This window comes from Micromonospora sp. CNZ303 (assembly GCF_004345505.1).
This window is the reverse complement of the sequence record NZ_SLVT01000009.1, coordinates 111,074-124,447: the sequence shown is the minus strand read 5'-3', so window position 1 is coordinate 124,447 and position 13,374 is coordinate 111,074. Positions and strand designations below refer to the sequence as shown.

The window sequence follows — 13,374 nt, the reverse complement described above, 5'->3', positions numbered from 1 at the left end:
ACCGGGAAGAATGGTCGACATGCAGCCACACCCGAACGTGCGGGCGGTGCAGGACGTGCTCGACGCCGCGGGCGCCCTGGACGGGTCCGGCGCGCCGAGCCTCGTCCGCCTGCTGCCCGACGCGGTCCACACCGCCGCTGCCGCCGCCGAGTCGCTCGGCGTCGCGGTCGGGCAGATCGCCAACTCGCTCGTCTTCGAGGCGGACGGCGCGCCGCTGCTGGTGCTCACCTCCGGCGCGCACCGGGTGGACACCGCCGGCCTGGCCGCGTCCATCGGGGTCGGCCGGCTGCGCCGGGCCACCCCGGAGTTCGTCCGCGCGCACACCAGGCAGGTGATCGGCGGGGTCGCCCCGGTCGGCCACCCGCGCCCGCTGCGCACCCTGGTGGACACCGCCCTGAAGTCGTACGACGAGATCTGGGCGGCCGGCGGCGTGCCGCAGGCGGTCTTCCCCACCACCTACCCGGAGCTGCTGCGGGTCACCGGCGGCGTCCCGACCGGGGTGGCGTGAGCGAGCGGGCCACCGTCCCGGAGCTGGTCACGCTGCACGTGTGGCGCACCTCCCGCGCCGCGCTGCCCCGGGCGTTGACCCGGATGGCGCTCGACCCCCGCCGGCTGCGGGCCGTGCCCGGCGTGCGGTTCGGCAAGCTGCTCGGCACCGGGACCGGCACCGGCTTCGGGCCGGGCGACGCCGACCTCACCCGGTGGGCGGCGCTGACCGTGTGGGACTCCACCGCCGCCGCGGCCGGCTTCGACGGCTCGCCGGTGGGACGCGCCTGGGCGCGGATCGCCCGCGCGTCCGTCCGGGTCGACCTGCGCCCGCTGAGCAGCCGGGGCGAGTGGTCGGGGCGCCGGCCGTTCGGGGAGCCGCCCGGCGGCCGGGTCAGCGGCCCCGTGCTGGCGCTGACCCGGGCCCGGCTGCGGCCCCGTCGGGCGGCCACCTTCTGGCGGGCGATCCCACCGGTGGCCGCCGCGCTGCACGCCGCGCCCGGCCTGCTGGCCCGCTTCGGCGTCGGCGAGGCCCCGCTGGGCTGGCAGGGCACGGTGAGCGTGTGGCGCGACCCGGCGGACCTCGTGGCGTTCGCGTACCGTCACCCGGAGCACCGGGCGGCGATCATGCGGACCCCCACCGAGGGGTGGTACGCGGAGGAACTCTTCGCGCGGTTCGAGGTGCGCGACGTGGTGGGTGACCGGGCGGTGCTGGGATGGGTCGCGGACGGCGACCCGGGAGCGGCGGAGGGTGTACGGGCATGAGGTTGGTGCGGTGGACGCCGGACGATCTCGTCCGACGGCTGGACGACGTGGTGGCCGTCTACGGCGAGGCGATGGGGTACCGCCCGGAGCTGCTGGAGTCCCGACGCGGCTACATCGCCACCCACGTACGCCGACCCGGCTTCCGCGCCGTCGCCAGCCTGACCAGCGAGGGCCACCTGGCCGGCTTCGGCTACGGCTACCTGGGCGGCTCCGGGCAGTGGTGGCACGACCAGGTCTGGCGGGCACTGGACGCCCCGACCCGGCAGCGCTGGCTGACCCACTGCTTCGAGGTGGTGGAGCTGCACGTCCGCCCGCCCGCGCAGGGGCACGGCCTGGGCGCGCGACAGCTGCGGGCCCTGCTCAGCCTGGCGGAGGGGACGACCACGCTGCTCTCCACCCCCGAGGCCGACGAACAGCGGTCCCGGGCCTGGCGGCTGTACCGCCGGTTCGGCTTCGCCGATGTCCTGCGTGACTTCCACTTCCCCGGCGACGAGCGCCCGTTCGGCGTGCTCGGCCGGGACCTGCCGCTGGAGCCCCCGACACCCACCCCGCCCGGCCGGCCCGTGCCATGACCCGACGGCTGTCCTGGGCGCTGCTGGCCGTGCTGGTGCTGGCGCAGATCTGCTACCCGCTGACCACCGGGGAGACCCGGGCCCGGCTGACCGTCGCCACCGTCGTGCTCGGCTACCTGCTCTCGGTGGGCCACGCGCTGCTCAGCCGGGGCCCGCGTACGGCGGTGGCGCTGGTCGCGGTGGCCACGGTCGGCGGGTTCGCCATCGAGGCGCTCGGCGTGGCCACCGGCTTCCCGTTCGGCAGCTACGACTACTCCGGCGAGCTGGGGCCGAAGCTGGCCGGGGTGCCGCTGATCATCCCGCTGGCCTGGACCTGGATGGCCTGGCCGGCCTGGCTGGCCGCCACCCGGCTGACCGGCGGCGACGCCGGTGCCAGGCCGAGCGCCGGGGACGGGCCGAGCGCCGGGGGCGGGCCGGGGCGTCGAGGCGGGCGGTTCCCCGTCCGGCGGATCGCGCTGGCCGCCGTCGGGCTGGCCGCCTGGGACCTCTTCCTCGACCCGCAGATGGTGGCCGAGGGCTACTGGGTCTGGCGGGACGCCACCCCCGCGCTGCCCGGCCTGCCCGGCATCCCGGTGAGCAACTACCTGGGCTGGCTGCTCTTCGCCGTGCTGATGATGAGCGCGCTGCGCCCGCTGGCCGGGCCCGCCGTGGCCACCACCGACGGGCGGGACGGCCCGATGTTCGCGCTCTGGCTGTGGACGTACTTCTCCAGTGTGCTGGCCCACGCGGTCTTCCTCGACCTGCCCGCCTCGGCGCTCTGGGGCGCGGTCGGCATGTCGGTGGCCGCCGTGCCGCTGGCGGTCACGCTGGTCCGCTCCCGCCGCGACGACCGGCACCGGCCCCGCCAGCCGCAGCGCCCCGGCGTCGACGCGACGGCATGACCGCCGTCCTCGCGCTGCTGCTCGGCGTGGCCGCGCTGACCGCGCACACCCTGGTCAACGCCGGCCGCTGGCTGCGCCGCCCGGCCGACCGGCCGGCGCCGGTCACCGAGCCGGTGGCGGTGCTGCTGCCGCTGCGCGACGAGGCCGCGCGGGTCACCCCGTGCCTGCGCGCGCTGCTCGCCCAGCGGGGCGTGCCGGGGCTGCGCGTGGTGGTGCTCGACGACGGGTCGACCGACGGCACCGCGGACGTGGTCCGCGCGGTGGCGGGCGACGACCCCCGGGTCACCCTGCTCGACGGGGTCGCCCCGCCGCCGGGCTGGCTGGGCAAGCCGCACGCCTGCTGGCAGCTGGCCACCCGGGCCGACCCCGTGGCGACCGCGCTGGTCTTCGTCGACGCCGACGTGGTGCTCGCCCCGGACGCGGTCGCGGCGGCCGTCACCGAGCTGCGCGCCGCACGGGTGACGCTGCTGTCGCCGTACCCCCGGATCCTGGTGGCGACGGTGGCCGACCGGCTGGTCCAGCCGCTGTTGCAGTGGCTGTGGCTCACCTTCCTGCCGCTGCGGGCGATGGAGCGCTCGCGGCGGCCGTCGCTGGCCGCCGCCGGCGGGCAGTTCCTGGTGGTGGACCGGGCCGGCTACGAGGCCGCCGGCGGGCACGCCGTGGTGGCCGGGCAGATCCTGGAGGACGTCGAGCTGGCCCGCGCGGTCAAGCGGGCCGGCGGCCGGATCGCCCTCGCCGACGGCTCGCGGCTGGCCGCCTGCCGGATGTACGAGGACTGGCCGCAGCTGCGCGACGGCTACTCGAAGTCGCTCTGGGCGACCTTCGGCAACCCGGGGGCGGCGGCCGCCGTGGTGGCCCTGCTGCTCCTGCTCTACACCGCTCCCCCGCTGCTGGCGGTCGTCGCCCTGGCCGCCGGCGCGCCGACGGTGGCCGCCGCGGCGCTCGCCGCCTACCTGCTCGGGGTCACCGGGCGGGCGGTCAGCGCCCGGGCGACCGGGGGCCGGTGGTGGCCCGACGCGCTGGCACACCCCGTGTCGGTCGTGGTCCTCGGTTGGCTGACCCTGCGGTCGTACCATCTGCGGAAGCGGCGTCGCCTGTCCTGGCGCGGCCGCCCCGTCACCTAGGGAGGCGCGGCATGGCGCGGATCGTGGTCGTCGGCGCCGGGGTCGGAGGGCTGGCCACCGCCGCCCGGCTGGCCGCCACCGGGCACCAGGTCACCGTGCTCGAACGCGCGGACACCGTCGGTGGCAAGCTCGGCCGGTACGTACGCGACACGCCGGCGGGCGCGTTCCACTTCGACACCGGGCCGAGCCTGCTCACCCTGCCCGACGTCTTCCACGACCTGTTCGAGGCGACCGGCGCGAAGCTCGACGAGTACCTGGACCTGACGCCGGTGGACCCGATCGTGCGGCACGTCTTTCCCGGCGGCGGCCCGGCCCTCGACTCGTGCGCGGACCCGGCCGAGTTCGCCGCCCGGATCGACGCGGCCTTCGGCGACCGGGCCGCCGCGGACTGGCAGCGGCTGTGGCGCCGGGCCGCGCGGGTGTGGCAGGCCTCGCACCGGGACATCCTGCGCCGCCCGATCGACTCCCCGCTGGACCTGGCCGCGCTGGCCTGGCGGCTGGGCGACCTGGCCGCCATCGGGCCGGGCCGGACGCTGCGCGGGCTGGGCCGGCGGCACCTGTCCGACCCCCGGCTGCGGATGCTGCTGGACCGGTACGCCACCTACACCGGCGCCGACCCGCGCCGGGCGCCGGCCGCGCTGGTCGCCGTGCCCTACGCCGAGCTGACCTTCGGCGGCTGGTACCTGCGCGGCGGGCTGGGCACACTCGCCGACGCGCTGCTGACCCGCTGCCTGGACCTCGGCGTGGTCGTGCGGACCGGCGCCACGGTCACCCGGATCGACGCCGCGGGCGGGCGGGTGCACGGCGTACGCCTGCGCGGCGTCACCGCCCCCGTCCCCGCCGACGTGGTGGTGGCCAACGTCGACGCGCTCACCCTCTACCGGGACCTGCTGCCCGACCCGCGCCGGCTGGCCGGACTGACCGACCGCAGCCTGGCCGGTTTCGTGCTGCTGCTCGGCCTGACGGGGGACTCCGGGCTGGCCCACCACAACGTGTTCTTCCCCGGCGACTACGACGCCGAGTTCGACGCGGTCTTCGGCCACCCGGGGCGCGGCGTGCGGGCCCGACCGGCGACGGATCCCACCGTCTTCGTCACCGTGGCCGACGACCCGGTGGTCCGGCCGGCCGGCCACGAGGCGTGGTTCGTGCTGGTCAACGCACCCCGGCACGGCACCGCCACCGGTGCCGTCGACTGGCGCCGGCCCGGCCTCGCCGAGGCGTACGCCGACCGGGTCCTCGACGTGCTGGCCGAGCGCGGCGTCGACGTGCGGGACCGGCTGGTGTTCCGGGAGGTCCGCACCCCGGCCGACCTGGACGACGCGACCGGCGCGCCCGGCGGATCGATCTACGGCACCGCCGGCGGCCTGCTGCGCCCGGCCAACCGGGGGCCGGCGGCCGGGCTGTGGCTGGTCGGCGGTTCCAGCCACCCGGGCGGTGGCCTGCCGATGGTGACCCTCTCCGCCCAGATCGTCGCCGACGACATCGGCCCCGCCTGGTAGCTCCTTCGGGTGTAAGGAAGGGCACCTTGTTAACGCCTGAGGTAGAGGAGGGCCCCTTCCTAACAAACACGGCACCCCGGTCAGAGGCCGTCCGGACGGGCCGGCGCGCGGTCAGCCGGCGTCGATCAGGGCCCGGCGGACGGCGGAGAGCAGCTGGCCGAGGCCGAACCCGGCCAACAGCACCCAGACGGCGGTCGCCATGGTGATCGTGCCGGCCGCCAGGTCCGGCTCGATCAGCCCGGTCAGCCCGGCCAGCAGCAGCCCGACCAGGGCCACCGAGACCCGGGTGGGGCGCTCCCCCACGGTCACCGCGCCGAGTTCCCGCATGCCGGCGGAGACCGCCCGGGCGCGGACGTACTCGTGCAGCCAGGAGAGCGCGCCGGCGGTCACCACGAGCGCCCCCGGCGCGCCGATCAGCCAGAACGCGGCCAGCCAGGCGACCTCGCCGAGCCGGTCGGCCAGCGAGTCGTAGACGTAGCCGAGCCGGGTGGTCCGGTTCGTGGCCACCGCCACCGCGCCGTCGACGCTGTCCGCCACCGCGGCGAGCAGCACGAACAGCGCCGCGAGGAAGGGACCGTTCTGCGGCCGTACGGCGAACAGCGGCACGCAGGCGCAGAGCAGCACGCCGACCACGGTGACCGGGGTCGGGCCGACCCGCAGCCGGCCCAGCACGAACCCGACGTGGTAGGCGAACCGCAGCCAGGCGCGGACGACGGGGGCCGCCGCCCGGGGGTCGAAGCCCCCGTGCAGCCGTGCCCAGGCCGTGGCGTACTCGTCCCAGTTCAGCTGTGTGCCCACCACGGAACAACCGTCGCACCGCCGCTCAGGTGTCGCGGCACCGGGGTCACACCCGCGCGTCGACCTGGAGGTTCTGCCACACCTCACGGGTGGCGGTGGAACGGTTGAGGGTGATGAAGTGGATCCCCGGCACGCCCTCGTCGAGCAGCCGCCGGCACATCTCGCTGGCCTGCTCGACGCCGAGCCTGCGCACCGCCTCCGGGTCGTCGGCGACCTTCGCGAACCGCTCGGCCAGGGCCGGCGGGAAGGGCGCCCCCGAGAGCTGCGTGGAGCGCTCGATGGTGCCGATCTGGGTCACCGGCATCACGCCGGCCAGGATCGGGGTGTCGCAGCCGGTGGCGGCGACCCGGTCGCGCAGCCGCAGGTAGTCGTCGGCGTCGAAGAACATCTGGGTGATCGCGAAGTCGGCGCCGGCCCGGCACTTGCGCACGAAGTGCTCGGTGTCGCTGTCGACGTCGGCTGAACGCGGGTGCTTGTAGGGGAAGGCCGCCACCCCGACGCTGAAGTCGCCAGCGTCGCGCACCAGGCGGACCAGGTCCTCGGCGTAGAGCACCCCCTCGGGGTGGCGCACCCATTCGCCGCCCGGGTCGCCCGGCGGGTCGCCCCGCACGGCGAGCACGTTGCGCACCCCGACCCCGGCGAGCCGGCCGATGACGTGGCGCAGCTCGGCCACGGAGTGGTTGACCGCGGTCAGGTGGGCCATCGGCAGCAGGGTGGTCTCGGTGGCGATCCGCTCGGTGACCGCGACGGTGGTGTCACGGGTCGACCCGCCCGCGCCGTAGGTGATCGAGACGAACGACGGGCGCAGCGACTCCAGCTCGCGGATCGCCTGCCACAGCAGCCGCTCGCCCTGCGGGGTCTTGGGCGGGAAGAACTCGAAGGAGAAGGTCGGCTGGCGGTCACGGATGAGCTCCCCGATCGCCGGCTGCGGATTGGGGAGGACCGATGGAAGACCGAGCGCCACGCCCCGACTCTAGCGGGCCGGGCCCTCCGGGCCGAGACCTTCCCACACTGGTGGACACGGACCGCACGGCCGCCGGCCCGGCCGGGGCCGGAAAGCGTCGTACCCCCGGAGTAGTCATGGGGTTGCGCGGGGGTGGGCCCGGCCGGAAGGCCGACCCGCCGGGGGCACGCGCGGGGGTCAGCATCCACCGGTGGCGCACGGTCCTGTTCCGGGGTACGCGCCACCGCCACGCCGACACCGTCCCGGAGGACCGATGACGCCGCCCCCGCCGCCCGGCCCGCAACTGCTCGGGCCGCTGCTCGCCCAGCTCCGGCTGGCCCGGGGCTGGAGCCAGCTACGGGTCGCGGCCGAGCTCTGCGCGGCGTCCGGCGTGCCGACCCTCAGCCGGCACGAGGTCTCCCGGTGGGAGCGGCAACTGCGCCTTCCCGGCGAGTTCTGGCTGGGCTGGCTCGCCGTGGTCCTCGCGGTGCCGGCCGACGTGCTGGCCACCGCCGCCGCCCGCACCCGCAGCCTCGGTCCGCCGCCGGCCTTCGGCGGGTCCCGTCCCCGGGCGGCGCTGCTTGCCCTGGCCCAGCGCTGGCTCGCCGACCCGCGCGCCGTGCTGCTGCCCGGCACGCCCGTCCGGCCCGCCGCCCGGGGCGACGGCGCGGGGCCGGTACGGCTGGCGGAGCTGCGCCGGCTCGACGACCTCGTCGGCGGGGCCGACCTGGCCGGGCTCGGGGCGTACCGGCTGGGACGGGCGGTGCGGGCGCTGTCCGGGTGCGTCCCCTCCGCACGCCCCCGGCTGCTGCCCGAGCTGGCCGAGTCCGCCCAGCTCGCCGGCTGGCTCGCCGCGGACGCGGGGGACACCGCCGGCGCCCTGGACGCGTACCGGCTGGCACTGCGCGCCGCCGCGACGGCCGGCGACCCGGCGCTCGCCGGGCACGTGCTCGGTTCGGCCAGCCACCTGCTCGCCGGCGTCGGCGACCCGGAGGGCGCGCTGGTGCTGGCCCGCACCGCGTACGCCGGGGCACGGCGGTCGGCCAGCCCCGGCCTGCGTGCCCTGCTGCTGCACCGGGTGGCCCTGGCCGCGGCGCTCGGTGGCCGGGCGGGGGCGGCCCGGCAGGCGCTCGACGCGGCCCGCCGGATGACCGACGCGCCGGAGCCGGGCCGGGAGCCGCCGTGGCTCTACTGGCTCGACGGGCCGGAGTTGGCGGCGATGACCGGCCGCGCGCTGGTCGCTCTGGGCCGGCCGATCCCGGCCGAGGCGCCCCTGCACGCCGTCCGGCGGCGCGGCCCCCGCACCTCCGCGATCTACGGCGGCTGGCTGGCCCGGGGCTACCTGCAACTCGGCGAGGTGGAGCGGGCCTGCGCGGTGGCCGGCGAGGCGCTGCTCGACGCGGTCCGCGCCGGGTCGCCCCGCGCACTGGGCCAACTGGCCGAGGTACGCCGGCGGCTGGCCGGGCACGGCGACGAGCCGGCCGTCCGGCGCCACCGGGCGCTCGCCGCCGCGGCGGCTCCGTACCTGCCCCGACCGGGGCCGCCACCTGGGCCGGTCGGCCGGCGGGCTCCCACGTGGCGTGCGGCGCGTCGGCCCCCCGGTGCCGCGACGGGGTCCACCCCGACCGGCTAGCGTCGTGGCGTGACCCACGCTGCTCCTGTTTCCCCCGTCGACCGCGCCGGGCTGCGCCAACGGATCGACAAGGCCCTGACCGAGTTCCTGGCGAGCCAGCGCGCCTGGATGGCCGGGGTCGACGACGCCCTTGCTCCGCTCGCCGAGGCGATCGAGGCGTTCGTCCTCGGCGGCGGCAAGCGACTGCGCCCGGCGTTCGCCTACTGGGGGTTCCGGGGAGCCGGCGGGGTGGACACCGACCAGGTGGTCACCGCCCTGGCGGCGTTGGAGTTCGTGCAGGCCAGCGCGCTCATCCACGACGACCTGATGGACCGCTCCGACACCCGGCGCGGCGAGCCGGCGGTGCACCGGCGGTTCGCGGCCCGGCACCGGGCGTCCGGTTGGGGCGGCGACGCTGACGGCTTCGGTGACTCGGCGGCGATCCTGCTGGGCGACCTGTCCCTGGTGTGGTCCGACGCCCTGCTGCACTCCGCCGGGCTGGACCCGCGCACGGTGGCCCGGGCCCGGCCGGTCTTCGACGCCATGCGCACCGAGGTCACCGTCGGCCAGTACCTCGACGTGCTGACCCAGGTCACCGGGGACACCTCGGTGGAGCGGGCCGGCAAGGTCGCCCGCTACAAGTCGGCGAAGTACACGGTCGAACGGCCGCTGCTGCTCGGCGCCGCGCTGGCCGACGCGCCGGCGGAGGTCCGGGCGGCATACTCCGCGTACGGGCTGCCGCTGGGCGAGGCGTTCCAGCTCCGCGACGACGTGCTGGGGGTCTTCGGCGATCCCGCCCAGACCGGCAAGCCGGCCGGCGACGACCTACGTGAGGGCAAGCGGACCTACCTGGTGGCGGCGGCCCTGGAGACGACCGACGAGGCGGGCCGGGAACTGCTGCTCGGCGGGCTCGGCGACCCCGGGCTGGACGAGGCCGGGGTCACCCGGCTGCGCGAGCTGATCGACGGCAGCGGGGCGCTGGCGCGTACGGAACAGCGGATCGGTGTGCTGACCGACACCGCGCTGGCGGCGCTGGCCGCCGTCGACCTGGACACCGAGGCCCGGCAGGCCCTGGTCGACCTGGCCATCGCCGCCACCCGCCGCGCCGACTGACCCGCCGCCCGGCCCACCCGCGCCGCCCGGCTGACCGCTGCCCCGGTCGGCCCGGACCGGCGTCGGCAGGAGCGACGGAGCCGGGAGGCCGCGCCCACCCGCGCGGGAGCGGGGCGGAGGGAGTCGGGAGGCCGGCGCCCACCCGCGCGGGAGCGGGGTCAGAAGCCCAGGGCCTGGGCCCGGCGCTTCACCTCGCGGGCCTGGTCGCCGGCGAGCGCCTTCGCGGGGGTGCCGCCCGGCAGGGTCTCGTCCGGCTCGTAGAGCCAGCGCAGCGCGCCCTCGTCGTCGTAGCCCCCGTCGGCCAGCAGGTTGAGCACGCCGGGCAGGTGCTTCAGCACCGTCTGGTTGGCCACCAGGTCGGCCGGTATCCGGCGGACGCCGTCGCGGCGTACCGCGATCAGCTCCCGGTCCCGGATCATCTGGTGGACCTTGCTGATCGACACGTCGAGGCGCTCGGCCACGTCCGGCAGGGTCAGCCAGTCGGCGGCGTCGGCGGGGCCGGCGGATTCGGGGCCGGGCACGGCCCGGTCGGCGGGTACTGAGTCGGTCACCGGACCACCCTGCCATGTCCCGCCCGGTCGGGGTCAACGGCACCCCCACGAGCCGGCTGAGCAGGGCCGACGGGGGAAGCGAGCGCGGCGGGGCAGTCCTGGTCGCACCCCATCTGTAGCATCCTGTTCAACCTTCACCCCCTGGACACATAGACTCCCTGCCGATGGACACACAGGTCGCCGACACGTTGCTGGGCTCGCTGATCGACGGGCGCTACCGCATCCGCGGTCGCGTGGCCCGTGGCGGCATGGCGACCGTGTACACCGCCACCGACGAACGCCTCGAGCGCACCGTCGCACTCAAGATCATTCACCCGTCCCAGGCTCCGGAACCAGGGGCGCGGACGGCGGGCTTCGTGGAGCGGTTCACCGACGAGGCGAAGACCATCGCCCGGCTGACCCACCCCAACGTCGTCGCCGTCTACGACCAGGGCAGACACTCGGGCCTGCCCTACCTCGTGATGGAGTACGTCCGCGGTCGCACCCTGCGCGACGTGCTCGCCGAGCGGCGCCGACTCAACCCCGACGAGGCGCTGGCCATCGCCGAGCAGATGCTCGCCGCGATCGCCGCCGCGCACCGGGCGGGGCTGGTGCACCGCGACGTGAAGCCGGAGAACGTGCTGGTCGCCGAGGCCCCCACCGGCGGCGCGGCCAACCTGGTCGACAGCGTCGTCAAGGTCGCCGACTTCGGGCTGGCCCAGGCGGTCGAGGCGAGCGCCGACGACGAGAACGGCAACCAGTTGATGGCCACGGTCGCTTACGTGGCTCCGGAGCTGGTCACCGACGGGCACGCCGACCCCCGCACCGACGTCTACTCCGCCGGCATCGTGCTGTTCGAGATGCTCACCGGTCGGGTGCCCTACGACGGGGACCGTCCGGTCGACGTCGCCTGGCAGCACGTCGACAACGACGTCCCGACGCCGTCGACCCTGGTGCCCGGCCTGCCCAGGGCGCTCGACGAACTGGTCGCCCGGGCCACCCGGCGTGATCCGGGCGCCCGGCCGACCGACGCCGGCGCGTTGCTGGCCGAGGTGCAGGCGGTCCGGGACGACCTGGGCGACGCGAACACGCGTACCGCCGTGTTGCGCCGGGTGTCCGACGAGCCGATGGCCGGGCCGACCATGATGGTCGCGGCGGTCCAGCCGGCCGAGCGGCCCGCCTGGGCCCGGCTGCCCGAGGGCGCCGCCCCCCGGGCGGGCCGTCGCCGGGCCGAGCCCGACGAGGGCGAGAGCCTGTGGTCTCGGCTGTCCGCGCTGCGCGCCCGGGTGATGGGCGATCCGCGCGGCCGCAGGGCGGTCATCGCCGCCGCGGTGGTGCTGGTCCTGCTGGTCGCCGGCGGCGGCTGGTGGCTGGCGGCCGGACGCTACACGGAGGCCCCGCAGCTGGTGGCGATGACCAAGGCCGAGGCGGAGGCGCAGGCCGCCCGCGTCGGGGTGGTCCTCAGCTACGCCGAACCGCGCTACGACGAGAAGGTCCCGAAGGACGCCGTCCTGGCGCAGGACCCGGCCTCGGCCACCCGGATCGTCAAGGGCGGCACGATCACGCTGATCCTCTCGCTGGGGCCGGAGCGTTTCCCGGTGCCCGACGTGGTGGGCAAGGAGTTCGAGCTCGCCGAGGCGGACCTGCTCGACGCGAAGCTGGTGGTGGCGAAGGGCACGGCCCGCTACGACGACAACCTGCCCGCGGGCGTCGTGTTGGAGACCAACCCGAAGGTCGGCGCCGAGGTGAAGCCGGGCGACAAGGTCACGGTCGTCCTCAGCAAGGGCAAGGCCCCGATCTCCGTGCCCAACCTGGTCGGCAAGAGCCTGGGTGAGGCCAGGACGATCCTCGCCCAGCTGGGCCTGGAGCTGGTGGAGCCCACCTACAAGGACTCCGACAAGCCCAAGGACGAGATCCTCGGGCAGAGCCCGGCCGACGGCACCGGGGTGGAGCGGGGAGCGAAGGTCAAGCTGGAACTCAGCAAGGGCCCGCCGCTGGTCGCCGTGCCCCGGGTCATCGACCTGCCCTGCCAGCAGGCCAAGCAGCTCCTGGAGAGCCAGGGCTTCCCGGTGGCGATCCAGTTCAACCCGAACGGCATCACCCGGTTCCAGAACCCGCCGGAGAACACGCAGGTGCCGCCGGCCACCCCGGTCACCCTCGGATGCATGTAGCGATGCCGGCACCCCAGCGGCTGGTCGGCTCGCACACGCCCACCTCCGGCGGCCTGGCGAGGGCCGCCCTGCCGTACGCCGACGCGGCCGGCTCGCGGGTCGTGCAGGTCTACGTGTCCAACTCGCGGGGCTGGGCGCTGCCGCCCGGCGACCCGGCCCAGGACGCGTTGTTCCGCGACGGCTGCGGCGAGCGGGGCGTGCCCGTCTTCATCCACGCGTCCCTGCTGGTCAACCTCGGCTCTCCCACCGCCAACACGGTCGAGCGGTCGGCGGAGACACTCGCCCACGCGCTGCGCCGGGGCCGGGCGATCGGCGCCGAGGGCGTGGTCTTCCACGCCGGCAGCGCGGTCGACGAGGGGTACGCCGAGGCCGCCATGCGGCAGGTACGCGAGACGCTGCTGCCGCTGCTCGACGAGGCGGCGGCAGCGGACGGCCCTCGGCTGCTGGTCGAGCCGAGCGCGGGCGGCGGTCGCTCGCTCGCCTCGCGGGTGGAGCAGCTCGGGCCCTACCTCGACGCGGTGGAACGGCACCCCTGGCTCGGGGTCTGCTTCGACACGTGCCACGCCTGGGCCGCGGGGCACGACCTGGCCGCCGAGGGCGGCATGACCGCGACGCTGGACACGCTCGTGGCGACGGTCGGGGCCGACCGGCTCCGGCTGGTGCACGCGAACGACTCGAAGGACCTCTGCGGTTCCACCCGGGACCGGCACGAGAACATCGGCAAGGGCACCATCGGCGAGCCGGCGTTCGCCGAGCTGATGGCGCATCCGGCCACCGCCGGCGTCCCGGTCGTGGTGGAGACGCCGACGGAGAAGCACGTCGGCCACGCCGCCGACATCGCCACCCTCAGGCGCCTGCACCCCTGACGCGGGGCCGGCGG

13 protein-coding genes are annotated in these 13,374 nt (G+C 76.3%); 10 read left to right on the top strand and 3 right to left on the bottom strand.

What is annotated here, in order from left to right:
- Window positions 1-19: 19 nt before the first annotated feature.
- From EV374_RS16410 to EV374_RS16385, 6 genes are read left to right on the top strand one after another with little or no spacing between them, the layout of a single operon-like run.
- Window positions 20-508: a YbaK/EbsC family protein gene (locus EV374_RS16410; protein ID WP_132236249.1), complete on the top strand. Its 489-nt coding sequence runs from the start codon at window positions 20-22 to the stop codon at window positions 506-508.
- On the top strand, window positions 505-1,251 hold the full coding sequence (locus EV374_RS16405; RefSeq protein ID WP_132236247.1) for a monooxygenase: 747 nt from the start codon (window positions 505-507) through the stop codon (window positions 1,249-1,251). The genes EV374_RS16410 and EV374_RS16405 overlap by 4 nt, the downstream gene beginning before the upstream one ends.
- Window positions 1,248-1,823 (top strand): GNAT family N-acetyltransferase, encoded by a 576-nt coding sequence (locus tag EV374_RS16400; RefSeq protein ID WP_132236245.1) that lies wholly within the window; start codon window positions 1,248-1,250, stop codon window positions 1,821-1,823. The genes EV374_RS16405 and EV374_RS16400 overlap by 4 nt, the downstream gene beginning before the upstream one ends.
- Window positions 1,820-2,704, top strand: a complete 885-nt coding sequence (locus EV374_RS16395; protein WP_132236243.1) for a carotenoid biosynthesis protein — start codon at window positions 1,820-1,822, stop codon at window positions 2,702-2,704. Before EV374_RS16400 ends, EV374_RS16395 begins: the two co-directional genes overlap by 4 nt.
- Window positions 2,701-3,828, top strand: coding sequence for a glycosyltransferase family A protein (locus tag EV374_RS16390; RefSeq protein ID WP_132236241.1), 1,128 nt, complete (start codon window positions 2,701-2,703; stop codon window positions 3,826-3,828). The genes EV374_RS16395 and EV374_RS16390 overlap by 4 nt, the downstream gene beginning before the upstream one ends.
- A gap of 11 nt (window positions 3,829-3,839) precedes the next feature.
- Entirely contained in the window at window positions 3,840-5,327 is a 1,488-nt protein-coding gene (locus EV374_RS16385) for a phytoene desaturase family protein (RefSeq protein WP_132236239.1), read from the top strand.
- Between the two features lie 111 nt (window positions 5,328-5,438).
- Here EV374_RS16385 and EV374_RS16380 read toward each other — a convergent pair whose 3' ends face one another.
- Together EV374_RS16380 and metF are read right to left on the bottom strand one after the other, a co-directional pair.
- The gene (locus EV374_RS16380; protein WP_132236237.1) at window positions 5,439-6,128 is read right to left on the bottom strand and encodes a CDP-alcohol phosphatidyltransferase family protein; all 690 of its coding nucleotides are present in this window, start codon (window positions 6,126-6,128) and stop codon (window positions 5,439-5,441) included.
- Between the two features lie 43 nt (window positions 6,129-6,171).
- Window positions 6,172-7,089 carry a methylenetetrahydrofolate reductase [NAD(P)H] gene (metF, locus tag EV374_RS16375; protein ID WP_132236235.1) on the bottom strand — a complete coding sequence of 306 codons (918 nt, stop codon included), beginning with the start codon at window positions 7,087-7,089 and terminating at the stop codon, window positions 6,172-6,174.
- A 253-nt stretch (window positions 7,090-7,342) separates the two neighbouring features.
- Between metF and EV374_RS16370 the strand changes: the two genes are divergently transcribed.
- Both EV374_RS16370 and EV374_RS16365 read left to right on the top strand, forming a co-directional pair.
- Complete coding sequence (locus tag EV374_RS16370) at window positions 7,343-8,701, top strand: NsdA family TPR-like regulatory protein (RefSeq protein ID WP_486485794.1); 1,359 nt, start codon at window positions 7,343-7,345, stop codon at window positions 8,699-8,701.
- 9 nt (window positions 8,702-8,710) lie between these two features.
- Window positions 8,711-9,793, top strand: a complete 1,083-nt coding sequence (locus tag EV374_RS16365; RefSeq protein WP_132236233.1) for a polyprenyl synthetase family protein — start codon at window positions 8,711-8,713, stop codon at window positions 9,791-9,793.
- A 158-nt stretch (window positions 9,794-9,951) separates the two neighbouring features.
- Here EV374_RS16365 and EV374_RS16360 read toward each other — a convergent pair whose 3' ends face one another.
- Complete coding sequence (locus EV374_RS16360) at window positions 9,952-10,344, bottom strand: Rv2175c family DNA-binding protein (protein ID WP_132236231.1); 393 nt, start codon at window positions 10,342-10,344, stop codon at window positions 9,952-9,954.
- A 164-nt stretch (window positions 10,345-10,508) separates the two neighbouring features.
- Here EV374_RS16360 and pknB point away from each other — a divergent pair, with 164 nt between their 5' ends.
- Window positions 10,509-12,494 carry a Stk1 family PASTA domain-containing Ser/Thr kinase gene (pknB, locus tag EV374_RS16355; protein WP_132236229.1) on the top strand — a complete coding sequence of 662 codons (1,986 nt, stop codon included), beginning with the start codon at window positions 10,509-10,511 and terminating at the stop codon, window positions 12,492-12,494.
- A gap of 2 nt (window positions 12,495-12,496) precedes the next feature.
- Window positions 12,497-13,360: a deoxyribonuclease IV gene (locus EV374_RS16350; protein WP_132236227.1), complete on the top strand. Its 864-nt coding sequence runs from the start codon at window positions 12,497-12,499 to the stop codon at window positions 13,358-13,360.
- The last annotated feature ends 14 nt before the right edge of the window (window positions 13,361-13,374 follow it).

Bases quoted from the DNA above. Each gene is read 5' to 3' on its own strand.
- EV374_RS16395 (WP_132236243.1), top strand. From the start codon at position 1,820: ATGACCCGACGGCTGTCCTGGGCGCTGCTGGCCGTGCTGGTGCTGGCG.
- EV374_RS16370 (WP_486485794.1), top strand. From the start codon at position 7,343: ATGACGCCGCCCCCGCCGCCCGGCCCGCAACTGCTCGGGCCGCTGCTC.
- EV374_RS16390 (WP_132236241.1), top strand. From the start codon at position 2,701: ATGACCGCCGTCCTCGCGCTGCTGCTCGGCGTGGCCGCGCTGACCGCG.
- EV374_RS16385 (WP_132236239.1), top strand. From the start codon at position 3,840: ATGGCGCGGATCGTGGTCGTCGGCGCCGGGGTCGGAGGGCTGGCCACC.
- EV374_RS16400 (WP_132236245.1), top strand. From the start codon at position 1,248: ATGAGGTTGGTGCGGTGGACGCCGGACGATCTCGTCCGACGGCTGGAC.
- EV374_RS16350 (WP_132236227.1), top strand. From the start codon at position 12,497: ATGCCGGCACCCCAGCGGCTGGTCGGCTCGCACACGCCCACCTCCGGC.
- EV374_RS16410 (WP_132236249.1), top strand. From the start codon at position 20: ATGCAGCCACACCCGAACGTGCGGGCGGTGCAGGACGTGCTCGACGCC.
- pknB (WP_132236229.1), top strand. From the start codon at position 10,509: ATGGACACACAGGTCGCCGACACGTTGCTGGGCTCGCTGATCGACGGG.